The organism is Rothia sp. HMSC069C04 (assembly GCF_001812895.1).
Taxonomy (GTDB): Bacteria; Actinomycetota; Actinomycetes; order Actinomycetales; family Micrococcaceae; genus Rothia.
In genome coordinates, this window is record NZ_KV810762.1 from 107,814 (window position 1) to 133,110 (window position 25,297).

General features: G+C 59.5%; 22 protein-coding genes and 1 tRNA gene. 9 read left to right on the forward strand and 14 right to left on the reverse strand.

Translation table 11 applies throughout. The features are described 5' to 3' along the window. Positions 1 to 204 precede the first annotated feature (204 nt). Together HMPREF2879_RS08040 and HMPREF2879_RS08045 are read right to left on the reverse strand one after the other, a co-directional pair. Positions 205 to 1,164 (reverse strand): L-lactate dehydrogenase, encoded by a 960-nt coding sequence (locus HMPREF2879_RS08040; protein WP_070635232.1) that lies wholly within the window; start codon positions 1,162 to 1,164, stop codon positions 205 to 207. A 276-nt stretch (positions 1,165 to 1,440) separates the two neighbouring features. After that, on the reverse strand, positions 1,441 to 2,982 hold the full coding sequence (locus HMPREF2879_RS08045) for an amidohydrolase (protein ID WP_070635235.1): 1,542 nt from the start codon (positions 2,980 to 2,982) through the stop codon (positions 1,441 to 1,443). Between the two features lie 340 nt (positions 2,983 to 3,322). Here HMPREF2879_RS08045 and HMPREF2879_RS08050 point away from each other — a divergent pair, with 340 nt between their 5' ends. Next, positions 3,323 to 4,408 (forward strand): 2,3-butanediol dehydrogenase, encoded by a 1,086-nt coding sequence (locus HMPREF2879_RS08050; RefSeq protein WP_049362194.1) that lies wholly within the window; start codon positions 3,323 to 3,325, stop codon positions 4,406 to 4,408. Positions 4,409 to 4,610: 202 nt separating this feature from the next. Here the strand turns inward: HMPREF2879_RS08050 and HMPREF2879_RS08055 are convergent. After that, positions 4,611 to 4,696 (reverse strand) — tRNA-Leu (locus HMPREF2879_RS08055). A 222-nt stretch (positions 4,697 to 4,918) separates the two neighbouring features. On the opposite strand from HMPREF2879_RS08055, the gene pepN reads away from it, so the two are divergent. Together pepN and HMPREF2879_RS08065 are read left to right on the forward strand one after the other, a co-directional pair. Continuing rightward, complete coding sequence (pepN, locus tag HMPREF2879_RS08060) at positions 4,919 to 7,591, forward strand: aminopeptidase N (RefSeq protein ID WP_070635236.1); 2,673 nt, start codon at positions 4,919 to 4,921, stop codon at positions 7,589 to 7,591. Positions 7,592 to 7,979: 388 nt separating this feature from the next. Continuing rightward, complete coding sequence (locus HMPREF2879_RS08065) at positions 7,980 to 9,236, forward strand: HIRAN domain-containing protein (protein WP_049362196.1); 1,257 nt, start codon at positions 7,980 to 7,982, stop codon at positions 9,234 to 9,236. Positions 9,237 to 9,427: 191 nt separating this feature from the next. Here the strand turns inward: HMPREF2879_RS08065 and HMPREF2879_RS08070 are convergent, their stop codons facing one another. The 6 genes from HMPREF2879_RS08070 to HMPREF2879_RS08095 form a co-directional block, all read right to left on the reverse strand. Further along, positions 9,428 to 10,615: an LCP family protein gene (locus HMPREF2879_RS08070; RefSeq protein ID WP_049358335.1), complete on the reverse strand. Its 1,188-nt coding sequence runs from the start codon at positions 10,613 to 10,615 to the stop codon at positions 9,428 to 9,430. Positions 10,616 to 10,940: 325 nt separating this feature from the next. Beyond that, complete coding sequence (locus HMPREF2879_RS08075) at positions 10,941 to 11,195, reverse strand: type B 50S ribosomal protein L31 (RefSeq protein ID WP_005506069.1); 255 nt, start codon at positions 11,193 to 11,195, stop codon at positions 10,941 to 10,943. A 250-nt stretch (positions 11,196 to 11,445) separates the two neighbouring features. Beyond that, entirely contained in the window at positions 11,446 to 12,324 is an 879-nt protein-coding gene (locus tag HMPREF2879_RS08080; RefSeq protein WP_049358336.1) for a TrmH family RNA methyltransferase, read from the reverse strand. After that, positions 12,321 to 13,109, reverse strand: a complete 789-nt coding sequence (locus HMPREF2879_RS08085) for an ABC transporter ATP-binding protein (protein ID WP_005506071.1) — start codon at positions 13,107 to 13,109, stop codon at positions 12,321 to 12,323. Before HMPREF2879_RS08085 ends, HMPREF2879_RS08080 begins: the two co-directional genes overlap by 4 nt. 226 nt (positions 13,110 to 13,335) lie before the next feature. Next, positions 13,336 to 14,079 carry an SDR family oxidoreductase gene (locus HMPREF2879_RS08090; RefSeq protein ID WP_012903562.1) on the reverse strand — a complete coding sequence of 248 codons (744 nt, stop codon included), beginning with the start codon at positions 14,077 to 14,079 and terminating at the stop codon, positions 13,336 to 13,338. A 72-nt stretch (positions 14,080 to 14,151) separates the two neighbouring features. After that, the gene (locus HMPREF2879_RS08095) at positions 14,152 to 14,868 is read right to left on the reverse strand and encodes a beta-ketoacyl-ACP reductase (RefSeq protein WP_005509097.1); all 717 of its coding nucleotides are present in this window, start codon (positions 14,866 to 14,868) and stop codon (positions 14,152 to 14,154) included. A 286-nt stretch (positions 14,869 to 15,154) separates the two neighbouring features. On the opposite strand from HMPREF2879_RS08095, the gene HMPREF2879_RS08100 reads away from it, so the two are divergent. Next, the gene (locus tag HMPREF2879_RS08100; protein WP_012903564.1) at positions 15,155 to 15,382 is read left to right on the forward strand and encodes a hypothetical protein; all 228 of its coding nucleotides are present in this window, start codon (positions 15,155 to 15,157) and stop codon (positions 15,380 to 15,382) included. 155 nt (positions 15,383 to 15,537) lie between these two features. Beyond that, positions 15,538 to 16,266 (forward strand): metal-dependent hydrolase, encoded by a 729-nt coding sequence (locus HMPREF2879_RS08105; RefSeq protein ID WP_012903565.1) that lies wholly within the window; start codon positions 15,538 to 15,540, stop codon positions 16,264 to 16,266. 787 nt (positions 16,267 to 17,053) lie between these two features. Here the strand turns inward: HMPREF2879_RS08105 and HMPREF2879_RS08110 are convergent. Then, entirely contained in the window at positions 17,054 to 18,652 is a 1,599-nt protein-coding gene (locus HMPREF2879_RS08110; protein ID WP_070635238.1) for an ABC-F family ATP-binding cassette domain-containing protein, read from the reverse strand. Positions 18,653 to 18,943: 291 nt separating this feature from the next. Here HMPREF2879_RS08110 and HMPREF2879_RS08115 point away from each other — a divergent pair, with 291 nt between their 5' ends. The 3 genes from HMPREF2879_RS08115 to HMPREF2879_RS08125 are packed head-to-tail and all read left to right on the forward strand — an operon-like array spanning position 18,944 to position 21,173. After that, entirely contained in the window at positions 18,944 to 19,585 is a 642-nt protein-coding gene (locus tag HMPREF2879_RS08115; RefSeq protein ID WP_070635240.1) for a biotin transporter BioY, read from the forward strand. Positions 19,586 to 19,615: 30 nt separating this feature from the next. Then, positions 19,616 to 20,497 carry an energy-coupling factor ABC transporter ATP-binding protein gene (locus HMPREF2879_RS08120; RefSeq protein WP_049334157.1) on the forward strand — a complete coding sequence of 294 codons (882 nt, stop codon included), beginning with the start codon at positions 19,616 to 19,618 and terminating at the stop codon, positions 20,495 to 20,497. Continuing rightward, on the forward strand, positions 20,487 to 21,173 hold the full coding sequence (locus HMPREF2879_RS08125) for an energy-coupling factor transporter transmembrane component T family protein (protein ID WP_049346992.1): 687 nt from the start codon (positions 20,487 to 20,489) through the stop codon (positions 21,171 to 21,173). The genes HMPREF2879_RS08120 and HMPREF2879_RS08125 overlap by 11 nt, the downstream gene beginning before the upstream one ends. Before the next feature lie 105 nt (positions 21,174 to 21,278). Here HMPREF2879_RS08125 and HMPREF2879_RS08130 read toward each other — a convergent pair whose 3' ends face one another. Then, a complete protein-coding gene (locus HMPREF2879_RS08130; protein WP_049346994.1) occupies positions 21,279 to 22,133 on the reverse strand; it encodes a DUF4253 domain-containing protein in 855 nt (284 codons plus the stop codon). A 577-nt stretch (positions 22,134 to 22,710) separates the two neighbouring features. Between HMPREF2879_RS08130 and HMPREF2879_RS08135 the strand changes: the two genes are divergently transcribed. Continuing rightward, a complete protein-coding gene (locus HMPREF2879_RS08135) occupies positions 22,711 to 23,211 on the forward strand; it encodes an HD domain-containing protein (RefSeq protein ID WP_049346998.1) in 501 nt (166 codons plus the stop codon). A gap of 101 nt (positions 23,212 to 23,312) precedes the next feature. Here the strand turns inward: HMPREF2879_RS08135 and HMPREF2879_RS08140 are convergent, their stop codons facing one another. From HMPREF2879_RS08140 to sufC, 3 genes are all read right to left on the reverse strand, one after another. Continuing rightward, positions 23,313 to 23,882: an Ltp family lipoprotein gene (locus tag HMPREF2879_RS08140; protein ID WP_070635241.1), complete on the reverse strand. Its 570-nt coding sequence runs from the start codon at positions 23,880 to 23,882 to the stop codon at positions 23,313 to 23,315. 274 nt (positions 23,883 to 24,156) lie between these two features. Then, positions 24,157 to 24,486 carry a metal-sulfur cluster assembly factor gene (locus tag HMPREF2879_RS08145; protein WP_049342815.1) on the reverse strand — a complete coding sequence of 110 codons (330 nt, stop codon included), beginning with the start codon at positions 24,484 to 24,486 and terminating at the stop codon, positions 24,157 to 24,159. Between the two features lie 40 nt (positions 24,487 to 24,526). After that, positions 24,527 to 25,285, reverse strand: coding sequence for a Fe-S cluster assembly ATPase SufC (sufC, locus tag HMPREF2879_RS08150; protein WP_049334152.1), 759 nt, complete (start codon positions 25,283 to 25,285; stop codon positions 24,527 to 24,529). Positions 25,286 to 25,297: the final 12 nt, after the last annotated feature.

Genomic DNA, 25,297 nt, shown 5'->3' on the forward strand with positions numbered 1-25,297 from the left:
GCACACATGGCACGCACCCAGCCCGTACCCCCGCATAGAAGACCTTACAGACACAGCGAACCCGCCGTCCCCAGCTCCCCCACTCCTCAAGGGAGCAGGTGCCGGGTGCGGCGGGTTCTTCTGTCGGTTAGCTCAGCTTGACGCTGCGCCTACTGAATGTTTGCTTCTTGCGGGTTGAGCCCGAGAGAATGAGAAGCCGGGTTTTTAGAAGCCCAGGGAAGCTGCGGATGCGCGGATTGCCTCAGCGGATGCCTTCAGCTGTGCCAGCTCAGCCTCGTTCATGGGAACCTCGAGCACGCGCTGGATGCCCTGACGGTTCACGATGGTGGGCAGGGACAGTGCAACGTCCTTGAAACCGTACAGCTCGCCTGCAATGGTGGTGGAGACGGGCAGCACTGCGTTCTGGCCGCCGAGGAATGCCTCAGCGATACGTGCGCCGGAGATACCGATTGCGTAGTTGGTGGAACCCTTGCCCTCGATAACCTTGTATGCTGCGCGCATAGCTTCGGTTGCGAGCTCTGCACGGACCTCTTCGGTGAAGACAGGCTTGCCGTCCTGCTCCCACTCGGTCAGGGGAACCATACCGATGTTTGCTGCGGACCAGACGGGGAACTCGGAGTCGCCGTGCTCGCCAACAACGTTTGCGTGAACGCTCTTGATGGAGACGCCAGCCTTGTTAGCAATCAGCCAACGCAGGCGGGAGGAGTCCAGAACGGTACCGGAGGACAGCACGCGGTTTGCGGGCAGGCCGGTAATCTTCTGGGCCACAACGGTGAGAACGTCACAGGGGTTGGTGACGAGCATGATAATCGCGTTGGGTGCTACGGACAGAATGTTCGGCAGCAGCTTCTCGAGGATTGCGACGTTTGCGCCTGCCAGTTCGAGGCGGGGCTGACCCGGCTTCTGGCGAGCACCAGCGGTGATGATGACCATGTCGCAGTCGCGCAACAGCTCGATGTCGTCGCCACCGGTTACGGTTGCTTCGTGTGCGAACATTGCACCGTGTGCGATGTCCAGTGCTTCAGCGTGTGCGCGCTTGCCGTCGATGTCGTACAGGACGATTTCGTCTGCGGAGCCGCGGACCATAGCTGCGTATGCGGTTGCGCTACCGACGCCGCCTGCACCGATGACGCCGAGCTTGGTGGGGTTGTTGACACCGTTCATTGCTGTATGCCCTCTTTTCGTGAGAGTTATCCGTGTGGTGCGAGAGGATTCTCGCGTGGTCTATAAGGAAGCGGGTGTGTGCCTCGGGGTTGAATTTCCTTGGGCGGGCGTCCTTCCCCGGTGAGCTTGCTTCGTTATGTTCTATTATGCCGCAGATTTTGCGTTTTGTGTTGGGTTATTTTGCTTTTTTCGATGGGTGCTGGTGACTTTATGGGCTATGAGGGGTGTTTTTCACTCACAAAACCAAATAATGACGTTCTGACCTTTTGAGCAAGCTCACATGCCGCTAAAGTAGCCCTCCACATCCACGGCGCCGCCGGAAGCCTCAAAATCAGCACGAACCGCATCCGCCAGCTCGTCGTCGACCAGGAAGTCCAAAGCCACAGACGCCAGACCGAACGCCGCATCCAGAGCAGCATCCACCGCCGCCGGAGTGTCAGCACAGTGCGCGAACTCCACCGTGTGCATACCGGTACCCTCGGGCGCAATCTGAATCAGCGGGTGAATACCGGGCACGCGCAGGCTCACATTACCGAAATCAGTAGAAGCCGCCAGGGTGTCACTGACCGTTCCGGGCGGGTACGGGTGGCGACCCACCGAACGCTGAGCCGAAACCCAACGCTTCAACAGCGGACGGTTCGTACGCACCGGCATGGTCATCGGCGAAGAATCCCACGTCACCTCCGCACTCACGCCAGCCATGAGCGCCGCACCGCGCAGCACCTCCTCAACCCGTCGCGACAGCGCACGCAAAGTCGGCGCGTACTTAGAACGGATATTAATATGCAGGCTCGCGGAGGCAGGAATCAGATTCGGGGCGTCCCCGCCGTGGTCAATAATCGCGTGAATACGGTCAGAACCAGGAATCTGCTGACGCAACAACCCCAGGCCCTGATACGCCAAATTCGCCGCATCCAGTGCGTTACGACCCATAAACGGGTGCGAGGAAGCGTGCGCGCTCACGCCCGTATAGGTCACGCGACATTCACGGCGACCCAACCACGCCTGATCAGCCACATCCATAAAGTAGGGGTGCACCATGATGGCGGCATCCACCTGCTCGAACGCGCCGGCGCGTGCCATCAGCTCCTTACCGGCGTCGGATTCCTCGGCGGGCGTGCCGTAGTAGAGGATCCTGCCGCTGAACGCCTCGGGGCCGGTAGCGAGCGCATCCGCCAGGGCAAGGAAAGCGCCCAGCCCGGATACCGCGATGACGTTGTGGCCGCAGCCGTGACCGATGCCCGGCAGCGCGTCATATTCGGAGAGAATCGCGATGGTGCGGTGTGTGGCGGGGTCGTAGTCGGCACTGGTGAGCTCCACTTTGAACGCGGTATCCAGACCGAAGGCGGGGTACTCGATCCTGAGGTTCGGGTAGGCTTCGCGGACCGCATCAACGAGCGTGCGGGAGGCAAAATACTCCTCGTAGGCAGTCTCAGGGTGCGCGTGAATCGCCTTGAGAATTGCGGTCAGGGAGTCCGCGCGCGTGGCTACGGATTCGGCGAGGTCGCGGCGAATATGCGCCAGCCCGCTGTCTTCGTCGAGGCGGTGCCCGTGATGCTTGCCGTGACTACGTTCCTGCTCGGGATGCGCATGGTCGGGGTGCTTGTGCCCGTGCTTGCGGCGGTGCTCAGCGGCACGCTTACGCTGCTCGGTTTCGAGGGCGAGGATTTCGGAGTACTCGCTACCGCGCACGCAATCAGCGTCGGGTGCGTCGTAGTGGCGGGTTGTTGCGGCGGGTCGGTTCGGTGCCGTTCGACCGGAACTGTCAGAAGTAGGCTGGGTGTGGGCGGCGGTGCCCTGTGCGTTCGCGTCAGTCATGCTTCTACGCTACCGTCTGCGCTCGCCGGGCGCTAGATGCTCGGGCGTGATGGAGTCGAAAACACCCAAAAAGAAATATCTGTCACATAAAAGAAATTTTGTATATATCCTAGGAATCTTTGATTTATAGGAGTAGCGTTAAGCACATGGGAGCGACAATCCAGCCGCACCCGTCACCATCCGGCGCTAGCGATGCGAATGCCGGCAGGACAGTTCACAACCGGTCCAAACCATGTCGTTTGGGCCTCTGTCAATACAGTGACAGACCCAAGGACGCGAACCGTACCGGCAAGCACACACCGCAGTGAGCGCCACAACCACGCTAAGGAGCTCCAATCCCATGAAGGCAGCACGCTTCTACGACCGTAACGACATCCGCATTGAAGACATCCCCGCACCCGAAGCAGCTGCGGGCGAGGTTCTGATTAAGGTCGCCTGGTGCGGCATTTGCGGTACCGACCTGCACGAATACCTGGACGGCCCCATCTTCTGCCCCCAGCACGGTCACCCCCACCCCATTTCTGGCGAGGACTCCCCCGTCACCCTCGGTCACGAATTCTCCGGTGTTGTTGAGGCACTGGGCGAAGGCGTAGACGACCTTGAGGTTGGCGACCACGTTGTCGTCGAGCCCTACATCATTCGTGATGACGTCTACACCGGCCCCGACTCCAAGGACTACCACCTGTCTAAGGACATGAACTTCATTGGTCTGGCAGGTCGCGGTGGCGGTCTGTCCGAGAAGGTTGCTGTCAAGCGTCGCTGGGTTCACAAGATTCCTAACAACATTCCCCTGGACGAGGCTGCACTGATTGAGCCCCTGAGCGTTGGCTACCACGCTGTTGAGCGTGCAGGCGAGTTCGAAGAGGGCGCATTCGCACTGGTGACCGGTGCTGGCCCCATCGGTCTGCTGACCTCCGCAGTTCTGAAGGCTAAGGGCGCTAAGGTTATCATCTCTGAGCTGTCCCCGCTGCGCCGCCAGAAGGCTCTGGACTCCGGCGTTGCTGACTACGCTTTCTCCCCCGCAGAGGTTGACGTTCTGGCTGAGATTCACAAGCTGACCGACGGCCGTGGCGCTGATATCGCGTTCGAGTGCACCTCCGTTCAGCCCGCACTGGACCTGATTCTGGATGCTCTCAAGCCCACCGGTAAGGTCGTCATCGTCTCCATTTGGGGCAAGCCCGCTTCCCTGGATGTTCAGAAGGTTGTGCTCAAGGAGCTCGATATCCGCGGCACCATCGCATACGTGAACTCCCACCCGGAGACCATCAAGCTCGTTGAGTCCGGCAAGATTGACCTCAAGCCCTTCATCACCGGCAAGATCGCTGTGGAAGACCTGATTGACAAGGGCTTCGACACCCTGATCAACCACAACGAGACCGCTGTGAAGATTCTGGTCACCACCGACCCGGAGCGTCTGGCTGAGTAATCTCTCTGAGTGCTGAGTAATTCAGTTTCAGCTGATGCAGCTACTCTTCTAGCTTCCTTAGCGTAGCTAGTGTGGGGTGAGGTTCCTTTCGAGGAGCCCCACCCCACTACTTTTTTGTACGCTTTTTACCGGGTGCACAAAACCGGGAATACAAAACCGAGCATACAAAAATCCCCGGTTCCGAAGAACCGGGGATTATCTGTGCGCGAGGGGGGACTTGAACCCCCACCCTCTAATACGAGGACTAGCACCTCAAGCTAGCGCGTCTGCCTATTCCGCCACCCGCGCAGGTGACTTTCGAACGTTTTCCTTTCGGTGCCGTTCGAAGCAACACGTAATACTATACGGGCTTTCTGGATACTCCGCAAATCGAAAGAGTATGTTCTGCATCACATATTCGAGGTTGGTTAGTTCCCCACACCCCGGGTAATCTTCTCGCACCTTGAGTAATATGACCGGCACGCCCACTCAACTGCCATATTTGCGGTCATAACGACTAGAATAAAGAGCATGAATAATGAGAACCTCTCCCGCGAAGAAGCCGCAGAACGTTCGGCTCTCATCAGTGTCGACACCTACGACGTGCATGTTGACCTGACTAACGCCAAGGACCCCGAATTCGAGTCCTACCCCACCGTCACCACCGTCCGATTCTCCTGCGACACCCCCGGTGCAGAAACCTTCATCGACTACATCCACCACAGCGTCGACTCCGTTAAGCTCAACGGCACCGAACTGACCCTGGCCGATGTCGTCAACGGCGCACGCATCACCCTGCCCAACCTGCAGGCAGAAAACGTGCTCACCATCCACGGTCGCTCCTACTACTCCCGCTCCGGCGAAGGTATGCACCGCTACTTCGACCCCTCCGATGGTCGCATCTACCTGTACACCCAGTACGAGCCCTCCGACTGCCGCCGAGTCTTCCCGAACTTCGAGCAGCCCGACCTGAAGGCAGTCTTCAACTTCCGCATCACCGCACCCAAGGACTGGGTCGTCAGCTCCAACGGCGTACTCGAATCCCAGGTCGTAGACCCCACCGACGACTCCATCACCAAGCGAGTCTTCTCCCCCACCGCAAAGATCTCCACCTACATCACCGCAATCGTTGCCGGCGAATACTTCACCGCAACCACCACCTACAAGCCCAAGAGCAAGGTCAACAACGGTGACATCCCCCTGGTTGTCTACTGCCGCCAGTCCCTCAAGCCGCACTTCGACTACGACCACATCTTCAAGGTCACCGAAAACGGCCTGGACTTCTTCCAGGACCTCTTCGACTACCCCTACCCGTACCCCAAGTACGAGCAGGCATTCGTGCCCGAATACAACATCGGCGCAATGGAGAACCCCGGCCTGGTCACCTTCACCGAAGACTACATCTTCGTCTCCGGCGCAACCGAGGACGACCTCGAAGGCCGCACCAACACCATCTGCCACGAAATGGCACACATGTGGTTCGGCGACCTCGTCACCATGAAGTGGTGGGACGACCTGTGGCTCAAGGAATCCTTCGCAGACTTCATGGGCACCCTCGGCGCCAAGGAAGCCAACAACTTCAACGACGCCTGGGTCACCTTCGCGAACAACCGCAAGGCATGGGCATACATGCAGGACCAGCTGCCCACCACCCACCCCATCGTCGCTGACATCCCTCACCTGGAAGCAGCATCGCAGAACTTCGACGGCATCACCTATGCAAAGGGCGCATCCGTGCTCAAGCAGCTGGTCGCCTACGTCGGCTTCGACACCTTCATCGAGGCAGCACGCGTGTACTTCAAGCGCTTCGAGTGGGGCAACACCTCCCTGAACGACTTCCTGCAGGTACTCAACGAGGTATCCGGCCGCGACATGCAGGCATGGGCTAACGCATGGCTGCAGACCTCCGGCGTGTCCGCACTGGGCACCAAGCGCGTCTACGGCGAAGACGGTCAGCTCACCAACCTGGTCCTCACCCAGGAACTGCCCGCACAGCAGCCCGCAGGTCTGGGCCGCCCCCACGTGGCAAAGCTGGAAACCTTCGCGCTGACCGACGGCAAGCTCGTCTCCACCGGCCTGCTCTCCCTCGAGTACCCGGCAGAGCCCGTCTCCGAGTACCGTGTGGAGCTCACCGACGAGCAGAAGAAGCTCGTTGGCGAAGCAGACCTGCTCATGCTCAACGCAGAAGACCACACCTACGCCAAGGTTGCCCTGACCGACGAAGACGGCCTGCAGGCAGCTATCGAAGGTGTCTCCACCCTCGAATCCGCACTCTCCCGCGGCCTCATTTGGGGCTCCCTCTGGGAGAACGTGCGCGATGCACGCCTGCCCGTCACCACCTACGTCGACGCAGTCGTCCGCAACGTCTCCAAGGAACCGAGCGCATCCCTGCTGGGCACCATGGTCAACAACGCACAGGTCGCTATCGCAACCTTCTCCGCACCCACCGGCCGCGAGCGCCTCTACGACGCCCTCTACGACGCATTCGCAGCCGCACTGGCGCAGGCTAAGCCCGGCTCCGACGAGCAGCTGATTCTGCTGCGCGCCCTGATTTCGGTCTCCACCAACGCGACCAAGGGTGAAGAGCTCTGCCGCGATATTGCCCGCGGTGCTTTCGAAGACACCACCGGCGATATTGCTGACGCAACCGGCATTCCTTACGACCAGAACCTGGGTTGGAGTGCACTGGGTGCGCTCGCAAGCCGCAACCTGGTGACCGTTGAGGAGCTGGAGCGTGCCTCCAAGTACAGCCCCTCCTCGATTTCCTCGAACGGTTACGCGTACGCAATGGCCGCTCTGCCGAACGCCGAGCGTAAGGCTGCCGCGTACAAGACCATCATGGAAGACGAGTCGCTGTCGAACGACGCTCTGGCTTCGACCATTAACGGTTTTGCTCGCGGTCCGGTTGAGCTGCGTGAGTCCTACTACGACTCCTACTTTGAGGCTCTGCTGCCCATTTGGGCGTCCCGTTCGATTGGTATGGCGACCCGCATTGTGCGTGGCCTGTACCCGAAGGCTCCGTACAACACCGGCTCCACCGAGGGTCTGGGCGTTGAGGGTAACCCCTCCGTTGCGCTGGCTCAGAAGTGGCTGGAGGCGAACCCCGAGGCTCCTTCGGCTCTGCGTCGTCTGGTTCTGGAGGCTCAGGATCACGGCCACCGTTCGATTGTGGCTCAGAAGTTCAACGCCTCCCTGCAGGACTAAGCTGCATGGTTTGAGGGCTTGTGGCGGGGTGTGAGCCGGTATCTAGACTAGGTTCCGCTCTCCCCCGCTAGATTCTCTAGCCTCTTTGAGAGACTGCCGTTCGGCACGCCCCCGGTAACGTACCGGGACGCGCCGGGCGGTGGTCTTTTTCTGGCTCATCTATAGAATTCATAGCGGCGGTATGCCGTCTAAATATTTCCCTCATACAGTGGTTCACATACTGACAAGGGCACTTATTACCGGGGCAGTTTCACCAGGGCACAAAACTATATGCACCCGGTGCTAAAAGACAGATAAATGTCACCCGTTTTTGTGAGCTGTCCGCTCTGAAAGCATGAGAGAATAGACTAGGTATCCGCTCGCTTAGACATATCAGAAGGAGTTTTCAGTGGTCGATTACGCACTCGGTGACCGCGGTAGCGTTGACATCGTCACCGATGATTACTACGAAGCAGAAACCCTCCAAATTTTCGAGGAACTGCACATCGACCGTGAACGGATCTGGTACGGTGAAGCGCGCCTGGTTCCCGAACCGGATAACCCCTACGAGCCCAATAGCATCGCCGTCTACATTGACGAATTCAAGGTAGGCCGCATGAGCGTGGAGGACTCCGCCGCGTACTGGGATTCCATTACCCGCGTGGTCGCCTCCGGCTACGAACCTATCGCGCATCTGCAGCTCTCCGCTGTTGCCGTACGCGCTGAAGGCGGCAGCATGCACGTGAAGAGCACCGGTGTGCTCTCCCTGTCCGCACCCGGTTCTCTCTTCCCCCTCAACGACGCACCGACCCGCGCAACCCTGCTGCCCCAGGGCCCGTCCATGAAGGTGCTCGACGAGAAGGAACACTCCGAATACCTGCACAGCATCCTGCCGCCCAGCGGTGAAGGCCGCGTGATCCTGACCCTGGAAGCGAACCAGCTCAAGACCTCCGACGGCCGCGTTGTTGACAGCGTGGAGGTGCGCCACGACCGTAAGCTCGTGGGCCGCCTGAGCACCCAGATGTCTGAGCAGCTCGCACCCGTGATTCGCTACGCGTTCGAGAACGACCGCCTCACCAGCGCATGGGGCACTATTCGCGGTAACACCCTCGAGCTGTCCCTGACCGTTCAGGCTGCACGCCCTGCCGATATTCCGCAGGAATGGTACGAGACCCTGCCCAACAACGTTCCGGCTCTACTGCCCGTTGGTGAAGACTACGAGGTGCCCCCGGCATTCGTGCCCACCGAAGGCGAACGCCACTACCTGGAGTCCTCCGCACAGCAGGCGCCGAAGAAGCGTCGCGGTTTCATGAGCTCCCTGACCGGTGGTTCCTCCGCCCCCGAGCCGACCCGCAGTGAACCCGCCGCAGAGAAGCCGGTTATCGAGTACAGCATTGAGGAAGAGGAATACTACGAGCCCTCCGAGCGCGAGCGTCTTCTGAACCTGGTTAAGGGTGCAGGCCTCGCAGTTCTGGTCGCCGGCCTAATCTCGATGCTGTGGACCCCTATGCTCGGCATCCTCATCGCGATTCTGGGCGGCGCTGTCGCGGCAGTTGCCTTCTACTTTGGTCGCCAGCCCTACTACGAGGACTACGAAGAATACGACGAGTACGAGGAAGAATACGAAGAGACCGACGAGGCTGAAGAAGTAGACTCGAAGGCATAAACTCCTCCACGACAGAGCGTAAAGATACAACGCAAAGATACAAAAGGGGCGGCTACCCCACCATCACGGTGAGGTAGCCGCCCCTTTTGTGTGCCTACCATCCTGAGCATCATGAGCTACGCGTGGAGAGCCGATTAAAACCAGCGGGGGTGAAAGCCTCATCAGCTTTCACCCCCGTAAGGAGTCAGATCTTAGTCCTGACCATAAGTTGCCATGAACTGATCCATGCTGTCATGTTGCAAAGCATAGGACAGGTTAGCGTTCGCAGCCTGGTTCACGATAACAATCGACTGACCGTCGTAAGACCAACCCGGACCCGCGTTCGGCAGGGTAGTCATGCGCATCGTGGTGTCACCACTGGTCAGCACCGGAGCCGCAATCTGAGCAATCTGTGCAGCATCCAGACCGGAGTCCACACGCATGTAACCAGCGATGGACTCAACAGCAGACTGGAACGAACCCACGTTGCTCAACGCGCCCTTCGCCTTCATCGTGTTGTACAGGCCGCGCAGGAACGCACGCTGGTTACGAACACGCTGGTAGTCACCATCAGCGAACTGGTAACGAGCACGCACGAAGGCAAGTGCCGCGCCGCCGTCCATGTGCTGCATACCCTGCTTGAAGGACCAAATGTTGATATCAAAGTTGAAGGGGACCTGAACGTCCACGCCACCAACAGAATTCACCAGAGCCTTGAAGCCCTCGAACTCAATCTCAGCCACGTGATCAATCTTGATGCCCAGCAGGTTCTCAACGGTTGCCACCTGCAGAGAAATACCACCGTAGTTCAGCGCCGCGTTAATCTTTGCCGAACCGTAGCCGGGGATGTTCACCCAGGTATCACGCATAATCGAGACCAGGTACACGCCCTTGCCGTCAGCCGGGATGTGCATGAGCATGATGCTGTCCGCACGGGAGCCGCTCACCTGAGCAGCTTCAGAACCGGAACGGGTGTCACTACCGAGCAGCAGGATGTTCTTACCGGGGCCCTTCACGACATCGTAACTGTAACCGTCATCCAGGATGCCGTCGCCATCCTTATCGTGTTCGCTGGCGTTTGCTGCAAGAGCCGCAGCAGCATCGGAGCCGTTAGCGTTGGTACCGTTCTTGCCGGTATCCGAGTTGGTGACGGTTGGAGCCTTCAACTCCGTCACGTTCAGGGGCTTAGCTTCGCCAAGCTTTTCCTTAATTTTGGCCTGATCTTCATCCACCTTAGTGATGGAGTCGAACTTCTCGGTCTTGCTATCCCAGGTATGGCCAGCACGCCAGATAAAGAAACCAATACCGAGAGTAATAACCAGCAGAAGAATCAGCAGAATCAGCAGAATACGCTTGACCCATTTCTTCTTCTGCGACGGTTCAGAGTGAGCGTCGCTCATAGGTTGTCCTTTGTTTGAGGTGGTGATACGCGAGGTGCACAGCGCATCCAGCGAAGTCTCTAGAGTGCAGAGAGCCGGAAAATAACCCGCCGATATGGGGCGGCGCTGGAGGGCACAGAAAATGCACAGCTCGCAAAATACTTTCCCATTGTAACGCCGTCAGCGGGTCTACGCACCGGTGAACGAAAGGTTTTACATTACAACTTTCCTCACGTTCACGCGAACCATTCTGCTACCCGCATAGAACGCGCAATGCCCCGCCTCCCTGAAAACCAAGGAGAACGGGGCATTGATCTCGCTAAAAAGCAAAACTGGGAAAGAAGATTTACTTCTTGCCGAAGTTGCCGAAGCGTGCGTTGAAGCGCTCGACGCGACCTGCGGAGTCCATGATGCGCTGCTTACCGGTGTAGAACGGGTGCGACTCGGACGAGATTTCAACCTCGACGATCGGGTACTCGTTGCCGTCTTCCCACTTCTCGGTCTTGTCCGAGGTCATGGTGGAACGGGTCAGGAAGACCTTGCCGGATGCGAGGTCGCGGAACAGAACCAGGTTGTAGTCCGGGTGGATTTCTGCCTTCATTGATTACCTTCTTCTGCTACTGGATTTTGCCAGTAGCCCTTATATAGATGGAGTAGGTTTTCGATGTGCAGCTATCGAGAAAATCTCAGAGCGCATCACCATTGTGCCCGCATAGGGCGTGCACAACCCATTAAGGGTACCACCTTCACGGATTAAATCCCAGTACGTTCCCTCACAGGCACCAACCCACACACCGCAAGGCACCCGAAGAAGGCACTCACGCGGGTTTAGAATCAGGTGAGAACTCAGGTTATGAACGCGGGCGGGTCTCCCAGAACGCCACGGCACTCGCCGCCGCAACATTCAAAGAATCCACGCCGTGCGACATCGGAATCATCACCGTATCGTCACACGCCGCCAAGGTGCGGGGTGACAGGCCGTGCCCCTCCGTGCCCAGAATCAGCGCAAGCTTCTCATCTCGGCGAGCAGACAGCTCCTCCAGGGTCAGCGAGTCCTCCTCCAAAGCCAACGCCGCGCTCTTAAAGCCCAGCTCGTGCAGGGTCTGCAGGTCGGCAGGCCACGACTCCAAGCGAGCCCACGGCACCTGAAAAACAGTACCCATCGACACGCGAATCGAGCGGCGATACAGCGGATCAGCGCACCGCGGAGTCACCAGCACAGCATCCACGTTCAGCGCGGCAGCCGAACGGAAAATAGCTCCCACATTCGTGTGGTCCACAATATCTTCCAAAATCGCCACGCGAGAGGCACCCTGCAGCAACCGCTCCAGAGGCTGCGGCGCCGGACGAGCCATCGCCGCCAACGCGCCACGATGCAGATGAAAACCGGTCACCTGCTCCAGCTGCTCCTCACTGCCCACATACGCGGGAGTGTCAGGATGGGCGCACAGAACATCCGCCAAATCATCAGCCCACTTCTCACTCATCAGGAAAGAAACGGGCTGATGACCGGCAGCGAGCGCACGACGAATCACCTTCGAGGACTCCGCAATGTAGATACCCCACTGCGGCTCCATGGCGCTACGGAGCTTCACATCGGTCAGCTGCGTGTAGTAGCGCAAAGCCTGCTCGGGTGCCTGCGCCAGAGCCGTGACCGACTCGATGGCGTAGACACGCTCGGCACGCTCAGCGATCTGTTCGGCGCTCAGCTGCTTCGGGGCACGGCTCATGCGCGCTTGAACGCGGAGTAACGACCCGCGGAGGTGACGGTCAGAGCCAGGTCCATGTCGTAGGTTGCGGCGAGGTTCGCCTCGGTAATGGTGGACAGGATCGGGCCGGCAGCAACCACGCCACCGTCACGGACCAGCAGAGCGTGGGTGAAGCCCGCCGGGATTTCCTCGAGGTGGTGGGTGATGAGCACGGTAGCCGGTGCGTAGGGGTCAGCGGCAAGTGCGGTCAGACGCTCGACCAGGTCCTCACGGCCGGAGATGTCCATACCTGCGCCGGGCTCGTCCAGCAGCAGCATTTCGGGGTCGGTCATGAGGGCGCGGGCAATCAGTGCACGCTTGCGCTCGCCGTCGGAGAGGGAGCCGAAGGTGCGGTCAGCGAGGGTATCGACACCCCATTCAGCCAGTAGCTCGGTTGCACGCTCGTCGTCCATGACGTCGTATTCTTCCTTCCAGCGGCCGGACACAGCGTACGCTGCGGTCACGACAACGTCGGAAACCTTCTCGTTGGCGGGAATCTGGGTAGCCGAAGCACCGGAGGACAGACCAATGCGCGGGCGCAGGTCGAATACGTCAACAGCGCCGAGGGTCTCGTCAAGGATTTCAACCTCGCCGCTGGTCGGGTGCAGGCGGGCTGCCGCAATCGAAAGCAGAGTGGACTTACCGGCGCCGTTGGGGCCCAGAACGACCCAGCGTTCACCTTCGTTCACAGTCCACGAAACGTTGTTAAGGATGGGGCGGCCGCCGCGAATCACGGAGACATTCTGAAGGTTGAGTACGGTGCTCATGGTTCTTCTTCCAGTGAGTTAGATGGATGGGATGCGCCCCCACCCCGCAACCCGTGCCGGGTTATCGGAGTGGTTGGCGCATAGTGCGCGGGTACCCCACATTGGGTTCCTCGCGCGAAGCCTTAGGGCTATAGGTGCCGCCGCGTCAGGGGCGGCGCGCCTCATCAAATGTACCTTGTCAGAGGGGCGGGCGCATCCGCGACGGCACCTATAGCAGCTGAAGTTATTAGTCGATGAAGCCGCGTGCGCCGCCGACCAGCTCAACGTGGCCGGTCTCAACGTCTGCGGTGACCATCTTCGCGATTTCCTGCGCGAACTCGTTGACGGTGTAGAGCTTGCCGGCGGTCTCACGGCGCTGCTCAATAGCGCCGGGGTGCAGGCGGTTCAGCAGGGTTGCGGTGACGGTACCTTCAATCATGTCAGCGGACACGACGACCAGGGAGATACCCTTCTCGGAAAGTGCGGGAATCTCGGCGATCAGTGCGTCTTCGCCTGCGCGCTTGGACTCTGCGACGGGCTTGTACTCGTCCATGGTCTCAACCTCGCGGATGAAGTGCGCCTGGTGGCTGGTCACGAACACGATGCGTGCGCCTTCGGGCATCTTCTCTGCAGCCAGGCGTGCCAGGTTCAGCTGTGCGTCACGGTTCAGGCGCATTGCGTAGTCTTCGCCCATGCCGGATTCCATGCCGCCCGAAGCGTTCAGAATCAGGTAGTCCAGGGAGCCGAAGGTCTCCACGGCGGTGTTGACGAGGTTCTGCAGGTCCTCATTGTTGGTCACGTCAGCCTGTACTGCGATTGCCTTGCCGCCAGCCTCTTCAATAGCCTTGACGATCTTGTTCGCGCGCGGTGCCTTGGAGCGATAGTTCACCACAATGTTCGCGCCCTCAGCGGCGAGAATCTGTGCGGTGTCTGCGCCAACACCGCGGGAGGAGCCGGTAATGATAATGGTCTTGCCGGTCAGCTGTGCCATAGTTTTATGTCCTTAAAGTCTAGAAAGGGTGCGCCCACGCTCAGGCGCTTCGTGCAGTCCGTACGGGTGGGGTTAGTGACCCATACCCAGGCCGCCATCAACGGGGATGACAGCGCCAGAAATGTAGCTAGCCTCATCGGATGCGAGCCAGCGAATCACGCGAGCGACCTCTTCTGCCTCCGCGAAACGACCAGCGGGGATGGACGCCAGGTAGTTCTTCTTGGTTTCCTCGGGCAGAACCTCGGTCATTGCGGTGTTAATGAAGCCCGGTGCCACCACGTTAGCGGTGATGTTACGGCCGCCCAGCTCACGGGTGATGGAGCGTGCCATACCGACCAGTGCAGCCTTAGATGCGGAGTAGTTGACCTGGCCGGGGGAACCGTACAGACCCACCACGGAGGAAACCAGGATGATGCGGCCGCGCTTGAGCTTCAGCATGCCCTTGATGGCGCGCTGAACCACGCGGAAAGAACCGGTGAGGTTGGTGTCGACCACGTCGGTGAAGTCGGATTCCTTCATGCGCATCAGCAGCATGTCGCGGGTGATACCTGCGTTGGCGACCAGCACCTCCACGGGGCCGAACTCTGCTTCAATTTCCTTGAATGCTTCGTTAATGCTGTCGGCATCGCGTACATCTGCCTTGACGGCGAAAAATTCTTCGGGGGCTTCACCGCTACGGTAGGTGATGCAGACATTGTGTCCTGCTGCCTGGAATTCCTTGGCAATTTCGTAGCCGATGCCTCGGTTGCCGCCGGTGACCAGCACGGTCTTGGGAGTGTTCTCGCTCATGAGCTTCCTTGATGAGTCGACCCCTCGCGATCGGAGCCGATGCAGCGGCTACGCGGTTGGGGTGTGGACGGATGGACAGACAAACCCTATTTTACCGCGTTTTAGCGCAAAGGTGCCGCAGGCTACACTCCGCTCTTGAACACTGAACACCCGCTCCCCTTCTTTTACATGCCTCATCGGGCGCGTACACTAGCTGAAGCGGAACAGCCCGCACCCCTTTTCTGCCCGGTCTCGCGGGCACGGAATAACACCGCACGTCGAGGCGCAATAGTAAGGATAAGAAGACATGGATCTGCTCGGTTCACTTTCTCAGGATGCACAGCCTGAGTACGCCAAGTGCTCCCGCAAGGGCTGCCAGCAGACGGCAGAATTTCAGCTGCTCTGGAACAACCCGAAGGTGCACACCCCCGAGCGCCGCAAGATTTGGTTGGCGTGCTCCGAGCACGTGGGCTGGCTGGAGAATTACCTGCGCGAGCGCGAATTCTGGAAGCAGACTCTTCCGTTTGAGAGGTAGTGCCGATTGAGAAGTGATGCCGCTTGAGGGGATAACCCCACCTATCGAAAGTAATTTCGATATATGCTATATTTGTTCTAATTAGTTCGAGTGAACATCCCGGAACCCAGGCAACCACACTCGCAGGGCAATCACATTCAAGGAGGCACCTCCCCATGATGGGCTATTCGCACACCGTCAGCGCCGCAGCTGGCTGGCTAGTGCTCGTCGAGACGGGAGTGGTGCAGGTTCCCGATACCCCCACCCTCATCGTGACCACCCTGGCGTGCGCCGGTGCGGGCATGCTCCCGGATATTGACCACCACAACGGCAGTATCGCCAACTCCATCCCACCCCTTTCACGCTGGGTAGCACGTATTGTCGGGGCGGTCAGCGGCGGACACCGCAAGGGAACGCACTCCATTTTGGGTCTGATAGCTTTCTGGGCGGTTGCCTATTTCAGTGCCAACCTGAGCTACAACGGAATCCCCTGGGCTTCACTGCTTCTTGCCGCATTCTCGGGCGGTCTAGCCTTGCGCGTGCTCGGCGCACCGGGTGGATGGATCGGTGCCGTTGCCCTTGGATACGCAGCCTATACAACCGATTCGCTGGCGCTGCTCCCCTGGGCTATTTCAGTTGGCGCCACCATTCACCTGATTGGCGACCTGCTGACAACCCGCGGCCTGCTGCCCCTCTACCCCATTGTCATCAAGCCCCTGGTGGCATCCCCCCTATGGAAAAAGAGCGGCTACATGGCGCTGCCACTCCTGGGTGATGCCGGCAGCGTACGCGAGAAGGCACTCGTTCTAGCACTGACCGGGTACATCGCCTGGTACGCGGCAGCCATGATGGGCTTTACCGAATACCCCCTACAAATGTTCGGACTGGGTATTCACGCCGCATAACTAAATTCTCACTGAGGACAGCAAAGCGCCCCGTCACTTCCCTATGGAAGCGGCGGGGCGCTTTTCTAATCCTTATCCCGACCTATCGGGGTGAGAGATTAAGCGTCCTGGATGGGCCAGAAGACGTCAACCTCAACGTTCTCTTCACCGGAGGTGGGGTACTTCTCGAACTCAGTGTTGTGCATTGGCAGTTCTCCTTCGTGAGCGGGCGGGAATCTCTTCTCCCCCGCGCTAGCTCACCATCGGTAGTGAGCCCTAATGTTTCGCGTTTGCGTCCTCGCAGTGGCGGGAACAGTTACAAGTCTACGCCCCATGTATGTTGTGTTTCTACCATTTTTCCCACAATGTATGTAGAGACACATGAAAAATTCAAAAAGCCCACACAGACCCCCCGAAATATCGCCTGAGAGCTTTTCTTTCCCTCAGAAAAACCCACAAGGCAACATTATTTCCCGTCAAATACGCCGCAAGTTTTATGTGTCAGAACCCACAAATCACATGCACGGGAACGCAATTACACCACATATGATCAGAAAACAATACAACCCCACGGGTCAGGTCACATTTTTCCGCACTATTCGCGAGAAAAATACCGACAATATCTCCGCAACACATTTTCAGAACACAAAAAACACGCCCTGGACAATACACCCCGGCCAATACGCCACAAACAATACGCCCCGGACAATAAAACAACGCGCAATACACGTAAAGAGGCCCCGGCACCACACGGTACCGGAGCCTCCCCCGTACTTTCATGTCGGCTTTGATGTTCAGCGGATATTGCTTACGCCAGCGAAATCAGGTCCTGGTATTCCTTCGACCATAGGTCCTCCACCGCATCCGGCAGAAGCAGCACACGCTCGGGGTCGAGCGCCTCCACGGCACCCTCATCGTGAGAAACCATCACGATAGCGCCCTGGTACGCCTTCAACGCGTTCAGAATCTCCTCACGCGAGGCGGGGTCCAGGTTGTTGGTCGGCTCATCGAGCAGTAGCACATTCGCACTCGACGCCACCAGGGTCGCCAGGGACAGACGGGTCTTCTCACCGCCGGAAAGCACACCGGCAGGCTTATCCACGTCATCACCGGAGAACAGGAACGAACCCAGAATCGTGCGCACGCGGGTGTCATCCAGATCCGGCGCGGCAGACTTCATGTTCTCAAAGACAGTGCGGTCGCCATCAAGAATTTCGTGTTCCTGCGCAAAATAGCCCAGCTTCGCGCCGTGACCGTACACAACCTCACCCGTATCAGGCTCGGTGGAACCAGCCAGCATGCGCAGCAGAGTGGTCTTACCGGCACCGTTCAGGCCCAGCACCACCACTCGCGAACCGCGGTCAATCGCCAAATCAACGTCCGTGAAAATCTCCAGAGAGCCATAGGACTTCGACAGGCCCTGCGCAGAGAGCGGAGTCTTACCGCACGGCGCCGGATCCGGGAAGCGAATCGCCGCAACCTTATCGCTCTGACGCTCCTCCTCCAGGCCGCGCAGAAGCTTCTCAGCACGCTTAATCATCTGCTGAGCGGCAACAGCCTTCGTCGCCTTCGCGCGCATCTTATTCGCCTGCTCCATCAGAGCATTCGCCTTCTTCTGCGCATTCGCACGCTCACGCTTGCGGCGGTGCTCATCCTGCTCACGCTGAAGCAAGTAGTTCTTCCAGCCCATGTTGTACTGGTCAATCACGCAGCGGTTCGCGTCCAGGTAGAAGACGCGGTTGACGACCAGCTCCATCAGGTCAACATCGTGGCTAATGACCATCAGGCCGCCCGAGAAGTTCTTCAAGAAGTCACGCAGCCACATGATGGAGTCAGCATCCAGGTGGTTGGTCGGCTCGTCCAGCAGCATGGTGTCTGCATTGGAGAAGAGGATGCGCGCCAGCTCCACGCGGCGACGCTGACCACCCGACAGAGTAGACAGCGGCTGGGCAAGCACACGCTCCGGCAGGTCCAGGTTGGAGGTGATGACCGCCGCCTCCGACTCAGCCGCGTAGCCGCCACCGGCAATAAACTCTGCCTCCAGGCGGTCGTAACGGCGCATGCCCTTAGCGCGCACCGCCGGGTCCTCGCTCGCCATGTCCTCCTGCGCCTGACGCATCTTGCGCGCCACACCGTCCAGGCCACGCGCCGAAAGGATGCGGTCACGAGCCAGCTGGCTCATGTCGTCCACCTTCGGGTCCTGCGGAAGGTAACCGATAGTGCCGCTGCGGGTCACCGTACCGTCAGCGGGCAGGGTCAGACCGGCAAGCACCTTAGTCATAGTGGTCTTGCCGGCACCGTTACGGCCCACGAGACCAATCTTGTCACCCTTATCAATGCGGAAGGTGACCTCTTCCATGAGCAGGCGCGCGCCTGCACGCAATTCGAGGTTCTGTACAGCAATCATGGGTGCCTTTCCGGATGGCGGTCTGGTGTGTGGGTTGATAGTGCTCGGTAGGCGGGATTCGCCGGGTTAGAAGCGGCGAGCGCGCAGAGCACCTCATCAATTTTAGTGCAGGTGTGCCGAGTGCGCATGTGGGGCACCTTTTGTTTTTGTGGTGTGCGGTGTACTATACATACCGAACACCATTCATAGAACATTGTTCAAAACTGGGTTGTGACAAGCAGTCAACCACCGCCACCCTCAACTCTGTAGAAAAATCTACAGAGCAATACGTATCAAAGGAGTACCACCCCAATGACCGATTCCGTGCGCGAATCAGCCCAGGCACCGCAGGCAACCCAGGCACCGCGCCGTAACGTAGCGGCAAAGACCTCCCTTGCCACCGACCTCTCCCTCATCGCAGTGTTCGCTGGCTTCATCGCCGCGCTCGCCATCATGCCCGCCGTCAGCCTGGGCGGCGTCGCTGTCCCCTTCACCTTCCAGACCCTCGGCATTTACATCACCGCTCAGGTGCTCGGCGGCAAGCGTGCCACCGCCTCCGTGGCGCTGTACCTGCTGGTTGGTTTCGCGGGTCTGCCCATCTTCGCTAAGGGCGGCGCCGGTTTGGGTACGCTCGCCTCCCCGAGTGCCGGCTACCTGCTCGGCTTCCTGCCCTTCGCCGCTATTGCCGGTACCCTCGCCTACCTGTTTACCCGCAACACCCGCTCGGTAGGTGCGACCTTCCTCATGGCTCTGCTTGCGAACTTCTGCGGTTTTGTGGTTCTGACCGCCTGCGGCATCGCCGGTATGATGGTGAACGCCCACATGAGTTTTATCGCCGCGTTCAACGCGGCAATGGTATTCGTCCCCTGGGATCTGGTGAAGTCCGTCATCGCGGTTCTGGTCGGTTTGTCGGTGCGCCGCGCCTTCCCGTCCCTGACTTCCACCCAGCGTTAGAGACGCCTCCAAACTACCCGAGAGGAAGCTATGTTTTTCCGCCGCTCCCCGCGCCAGAGTACACCGCAGACCGTGCAGGGCGAGCAGGCGGATAGCGCCTCCACTAGCATGCCCGCCCTCGAGCTCGAGTCGGTGAGTGTTTTCACCGAACTGCCCGAAGGCGGGCATCGCCGTATCCTCAAGAGCGTGAGCCTGCGCTTCACCGCGAAGCGCACCGCGGTGCTGGGCCTCAACGGTAGCGGCAAATCGACCCTGCTGGGGCTTTTTAACGGGCTCACCCACCCGGACGAGGGCATTGTGCGCGTCAACGGCGTGGACACCCTGCAGGCGCCGAGCCGCGGCTCCAACGGTATCGGCTCGCAGGGCGCTTTCGAGGGCGTGGGGATGCTCTTCGCTCAGCCAGAGGCGCAGCTCATCATGCCCACCGTCGCAGAAGATATTGACCTGAGCCTGCGCCGCGCCGCGGCCGTTGAGAGAACCGCGCTCAACGGCGAGCAGCGCCGCGAGCGGGTTCGTGAGCTCCTGCGCGAGCGCGGCCTCGAGCGGCTGGAGAACCAGAGCGTTTTCACCCTCTCGGGAGGCGAAAAGCAGCTGGTGGCCCTCACCAGCGTTCTTGCGGCTGGCCCGCAGATCCTTCTGCTGGATGAGCCGACTACCCTGCTGGATCTGCGGAACCGGGCGCGGTTGCTGAAGCACTTGGAGTCCCTGGACCAGATGCTGGTGCTCAGCACGCACGATCTGGATTTGGCGGCGTCCTGCGATGAAGCCGTAATCATTCACGACGGGTGCCTGCTCGCCCGGGGGGATGCGGCGCAGATGGTGCAGCGGTACCGGCTGTGGTGTGCCGAAGGGTTCCCGAATGAGGGGGCAGCCGAAGGTACGGATTCAGCGGGAGGCGCGCATGAGCGCTAACACGCCGCGCGCGAACCCCCGTGTGAATCCTCGCCCCGCCTCCCGGGGGTCCGGCTTCAACCCCGGCACCCTGCTGGTGGGTTTCTACCAGCCGCTGAACACGCCGGTGCATCGGGCGCCACTGTGGCTCAAGGGAACGCTTTTCTTTGGGCTGTTCATTGTGCTGGCGGTGACCGGCTGGCAGGTGGCGCTGGTGGCTTTGGCCGCGGCCACGCTGTGCGCGCTGTGGGCTGGAGTGTCCGCCTCCCAGCTGTGGCTGGTGGTCCGAACGCTGGCGCTATTGCTGCTGATTATGGCCGCCTACTACGTGCTGACGGGCCAATACGCTTCCGGTGCGGATGCCATCGCGACCATGCTGACGGCCTTCTACGCTTCCCGTACTCTGCTGGTGAGTACTCCCCTGCCGGTTCTGATTGACGGTTTTGTGCGGCTGTGCTCGCCCCTGCGTTTTATGGGTCTTTCACCCGAGCGCCTGGGGTTGCTGATTGCCCTCATGATTCGTTCCATCCCGGCGCTCGTGGACCGCTGGGGTGCCCTGCAGCGGGCGGCGGTGGCGCGTAACCTTCCGCGCCGCATGTATTGGCGCCTACTGATTCCCTGGGTGGTGCAGGCGGTGGATTACGCGACGGCGACCGCTCGGGCTTTGCGGGCGCGTCGTGTGGACGAGCTGAAATAGGCGGATTGGGGCGGTGACGCACGGTAAACCCGCGCAGAGAGTAAGGGCGGGGTGAAGATTCACCCCGCCCTCTCACTTTTACCCCCGGGTTGAGTTCAGCCGCCTTTAGGGCGTCTCGACGACCACTGCCGCCGGGAGCTGCTCCCACCACAGGTACCAGTCGTGCTGGCCGTAGAGTGCCTCCACGAGCTTGTCAAAGCCGCGGTAGACGCGCACCGGCATTGCCGAGGAGACCATCGTGTGCTCGACCGCCAGAATCTCGGCGTCGCGGCGGGTGGTCACGGGAACCGGCGTGTAGAACTCGATGAATTCGGCCGCGATGACCGCCGGGTAGGCGTCGTCGCGTTCCAGCCAGTAGCGGGCGATGGCCAGCATGGTTTCGGGGGCAGGGCTGACGTCCCAGCCGCCGAAGGGGAAGTACGCGAAGACGTCGGAAGCAACCTGAACCGGCATGTCCACGATGAGAAGTTCGGAGGCCCGCTCGATATCGGTGGCCTTGACCTTCTCATTGAGGACCCCGGCGGTCAGCTCGAAGGGGTATTCCGCGTCCAGCGGTGCGTTGAGGTCTTCCTCGCTGAGCTCACCGTGTTCCATGAGGTGCCGGTAGACGTTCAGGTAGGTGGTCTCGTTGAGGCTCCGGAAAGCCTCGTGCGCGGCCCGCTCCACGCCAACCTGTCGCAGGTGTTCGTGCTGGGCCACGAGGAGCCCAACCGCGTACTGCTGAATCGTGTCGGCAGTAATCTCCCCGACGGGTGTTGAGGTGCGTATGGATACGTTGTTCTCAATGGTCCCGAGCAGGGTGGAGTCAAGGGCAACCACGATGGGGGTTATTCCCTTATTCTTGCCCTCGTAGAGGTGTTCGAGGTATCGCCGGTTGAGTTCGGCTCGTGGGGCGCCGTGGCGGATTCGCTCGTGGGGGTAGGGATACAGGGCGACGAAGCGCTCGTAGAGCTCTGCCATGGTGTTCTCCGATGTTTGGTTACCCCAAGTTTAGCGCTTATTTCCGGGGAAAAAAGGGGGTTTTTAGTGCCCCGGAGCACCCCTCCGAATCGCGCGTTTTTTTCGTTTGATGAGCTGCTATCGGTGAGGTCCAAACGGGTCTAAACGTTCGTTGTATTGGGCGGTTTCGGCGAACAAATCTTCCGAAAAAAGTTTGGAATTTTTTGGTCGGCTGCTGAGACGAAAGGGCGGGTCGTGCTCCCCCGTCGCGGGGGCCTACCGAGCGGGACTGAGCCGGCGCCCGGTTGGGCCGCCCGACCCCGCGCCCGCGTTCGTTCCCGAGCGCTCGCAAATTTCGCGCACAGCGCCTCCCGCCCTCGAGCGCATCTTCCCTGGAATGATACCCAACGTCAGGTGCGGGCGATAAGCTTCCCGATTCTCCCGGCTAGCCCGTCATATTTACGTATTTACGCGCTCTTATGGCGTTTCTCTGGTGGTATTTGACAGGGTGCCGTACAGTAGGGGTACCAGCTATCTATACCTCGGTTTATATAGCCGGTAGCGTCAATTGATCGAGTCGTAACCAACGGAGGTTCTCGTGACGAATAGCTACTACAAAGAGATGATTCGCCTGGCAGACAGCATCGCTGATAAGGCGCATGAGGGACAGACGGACCGCAACGGCTGGCCTTACATCTCTCACCCTCGTCGTGTTGCCCTGGGGGCACGCAAGCTCGTTTCTGAGATGGCATCCTCGACCTCTCCCGACACTTCCCTGGAGGAGCTGAAGGCTGAGGTACAGATTGTCGCCCTGCTGCATGACACGGTGGAAGATACCGGAGTGTCGCTGCCCTACCTGGCTCGCTACTTCTCCCCTCAGATTGTGGACGCCGTCGAGGCGCTGACCCGCCGCCCCGGTGAGTCGCGCGTTTCGTACCTGGGACGCGTGCGCGCCAACGATTTGGCCCGCCTGGTGAAGCGCGCCGACATCATGGACAACCTGGACCCGCACCGTCTGGCAAAGCTGGACGAGCCGACCCGCTCCTGCCTGCACATCAAGTACGAGCACTCGCTGGAGCTTCTGGGCCTGGGCGAGTAACCTGTCTAGCCGCGGCGAATAGCGTCTCGGAGCATAACAAAGCCGCCCGGTGTGTGGATACTGTATCCACGCACCGGGCGGCTTCTAAATTATCTGTTGAATTAGTTCAGATGGGAGACTGCGTAATCGGCCTCTTCCTCGGTGAATCCTTCAATCGAAGAAGTCAGCTGAGAACGAATTGCCTCGGGAGACATACTCATCGTCTTCTGGTAGCTCTTAGCCTTCTCCAGGGCATTTGCGTTCCAGTCAGCCTTCACGTTGTCCACAGCGTACTGGGCCGCCTCGGGGCTAAACTTCTCAAATTCACTGGTGAGCTGGTTATAGATACCCTGCTTAGACATGTGCATGGTGCGAGAGTACGATTCAGCCTTCTTCAAAGCAGACTTATATTCGGTGGGAACGTTGTTATCGTTCTGCTTCGTGTTGGGTTCTGCCGCGCCTGCAGAGGAAGATTCACCGCCAGATTCCTGAGAAGCTTCAGCAACGGCAGAAGAATCGGCAGCCGCCGAAGATGAAGAAGCGCTCGTAGACTTGCTGGAGCCACCACCCATCACCGAAGCGCAACCACCAAGAAGAACAAGAATAACGAGAGTGATGAACCACCAACGGAGGTAGAAGGGCTTCTTCTTAACGTAGACAGAACCGTCAGCGGCGATAATCTTTTGTGCCATGATTTCCTTTCGGCGTCCTCAAGCGGCCGTTGCATGAGGAGCCTAGTATGACGTGAGTGTATGATTCACAAGGAATCATACTTGGACCCCCCCCCCAGTCAAATTGTCCTAATTATCAATAAAAAATCTATCCTTGTTGTCACCGCATAATCCTCAGCCTACAAAACATAGCGCTAGGTCTTTGCCCTAATTTTTAACAACATAAAAACACCCGCCGGGTGCGGAGAGTATATGCTCTCCACACCCGGCGGGTGTCTATTCAGCGTCTAGGAGCTTAGATGTTGAAGCCCAGCGCGCGCATCATGTCGCGGCCGTCCTCGGTGATACGCTCCGGACCCCACGGCGGCATCCAAACCCAGTTCACACGCCAGGAATCCACCACGTTCTCCAGGTTGGCCTGCACCTGCTCCTCAATCACTTCCTGCAGCGGGCAGGCTGCGGTGGTGAGGGTCAGATCCAGGATGAGGGTACCGTCCTCATCCCAGCGCAGACCGTAGAGCAGGCCGAGGTCAACAATGTTGACGCCGAGCTCCGGGTCAATGACCTCCTTGAGGGCTTCCTCAATATCTTCCTGAGGAACACGACCCTGCACAGTCTCAGTCATAGTTCAATCTTTCTTGTCGAATCCGGTGACGGAAAGCAGGTTACTTCTTACCCACGTAAGAGACGTAGCCCTCTTCTTCCAGGCGGTCAGCCAGCTCGGGGCCGCCCTGATCAACCATCTTGCCGTCCACGAACACGTGCACGAACTGCGGCTTGATGTAGCGCAGGATGCGGGTGTAGTGGGTAATCAGCATGACGCCCATGTCGTTAGCCTCGTGAGCGCGGTTCACGCCCTCGGACACAATCTTCAGAGCGTCGACGTCCAGGCCGGAGTCGGTCTCGTCGAGAATGGCGAACTTGGGCTTGAGCAGCTCGAGCTGCAGAATCTCGTGGCGCTTCTTCTCACCACCGGAGAAGCCCTCGTTCACGTTACGGGAGATGAAGTCGGGGTCAATCTCCAGGTTCTTCATGGCTTCCTTAACGTCCTTGGTCCAGGTACGCAGGGAGGGAGCCTTGCCGTCCACTGCGGTCTTTGCGGAGCGCAGGAAGTTCGACATGGTCACGCCGGGAATCTCAACCGGGTACTGCATTGCGAGGAAGAGGCCAGCGCGGGCACGCTCGTCAACGCTCATCTCGGTGATGTCCTGGCCGTCCAGCAGAATCTGGCCGGAATCAACCTGGTACTTGGGGTGGCCGGCGATGGTGGAAGCCAGGGTGGACTTACCGGAACCGTTGGGGCCCATGATGGCGTGAATCTCGCCCGAGTTGATGGTCAGGTTAACGCCCTTGAGGATGGGCTTGGTGGTTTCGTCATCGAGGATGACCGAGACGTGAAGGTCCTTGATTTCAAGAGTAGACATTATTTCTCCTGG

Coding starts and splice junctions, on each gene's coding strand:
- HMPREF2879_RS08125 (WP_049346992.1), top strand. CDS start 20,487: ATGAGCGCTAACACGCCGCGCGCGAACCCCCGTGTGAATCCTCGCCCC.
- HMPREF2879_RS08095 (WP_005509097.1), bottom strand. CDS start 14,868: ATGAGCGAGAACACTCCCAAGACCGTGCTGGTCACCGGCGGCAACCGA.
- HMPREF2879_RS08100 (WP_012903564.1), top strand. CDS start 15,155: ATGGATCTGCTCGGTTCACTTTCTCAGGATGCACAGCCTGAGTACGCC.
- HMPREF2879_RS08145 (WP_049342815.1), bottom strand. CDS start 24,486: ATGACTGAGACTGTGCAGGGTCGTGTTCCTCAGGAAGATATTGAGGAA.
- HMPREF2879_RS08110 (WP_070635238.1), bottom strand. CDS start 18,652: ATGATTGCTGTACAGAACCTCGAATTGCGTGCAGGCGCGCGCCTGCTC.
- sufC (WP_049334152.1), bottom strand. CDS start 25,285: ATGTCTACTCTTGAAATCAAGGACCTTCACGTCTCGGTCATCCTCGAT.
- pepN (WP_070635236.1), top strand. CDS start 4,919: ATGAATAATGAGAACCTCTCCCGCGAAGAAGCCGCAGAACGTTCGGCT.
- HMPREF2879_RS08050 (WP_049362194.1), top strand. CDS start 3,323: ATGAAGGCAGCACGCTTCTACGACCGTAACGACATCCGCATTGAAGAC.
- HMPREF2879_RS08120 (WP_049334157.1), top strand. CDS start 19,616: ATGTTTTTCCGCCGCTCCCCGCGCCAGAGTACACCGCAGACCGTGCAG.
- HMPREF2879_RS08070 (WP_049358335.1), bottom strand. CDS start 10,615: ATGAGCGACGCTCACTCTGAACCGTCGCAGAAGAAGAAATGGGTCAAG.
- HMPREF2879_RS08130 (WP_049346994.1), bottom strand. CDS start 22,133: ATGGCAGAGCTCTACGAGCGCTTCGTCGCCCTGTATCCCTACCCCCAC.
- HMPREF2879_RS08085 (WP_005506071.1), bottom strand. CDS start 13,109: ATGAGCACCGTACTCAACCTTCAGAATGTCTCCGTGATTCGCGGCGGC.
- HMPREF2879_RS08075 (WP_005506069.1), bottom strand. CDS start 11,195: ATGAAGGCAGAAATCCACCCGGACTACAACCTGGTTCTGTTCCGCGAC.
- HMPREF2879_RS08115 (WP_070635240.1), top strand. CDS start 18,944: ATGACCGATTCCGTGCGCGAATCAGCCCAGGCACCGCAGGCAACCCAG.
- HMPREF2879_RS08140 (WP_070635241.1), bottom strand. CDS start 23,882: ATGGCACAAAAGATTATCGCCGCTGACGGTTCTGTCTACGTTAAGAAG.
- HMPREF2879_RS08090 (WP_012903562.1), bottom strand. CDS start 14,079: ATGGCACAGCTGACCGGCAAGACCATTATCATTACCGGCTCCTCCCGC.
- HMPREF2879_RS08045 (WP_070635235.1), bottom strand. CDS start 2,982: ATGACTGACGCGAACGCACAGGGCACCGCCGCCCACACCCAGCCTACT.
- HMPREF2879_RS08040 (WP_070635232.1), bottom strand. CDS start 1,164: ATGAACGGTGTCAACAACCCCACCAAGCTCGGCGTCATCGGTGCAGGC.
- HMPREF2879_RS08105 (WP_012903565.1), top strand. CDS start 15,538: ATGATGGGCTATTCGCACACCGTCAGCGCCGCAGCTGGCTGGCTAGTG.
- HMPREF2879_RS08080 (WP_049358336.1), bottom strand. CDS start 12,324: ATGAGCCGTGCCCCGAAGCAGCTGAGCGCCGAACAGATCGCTGAGCGT.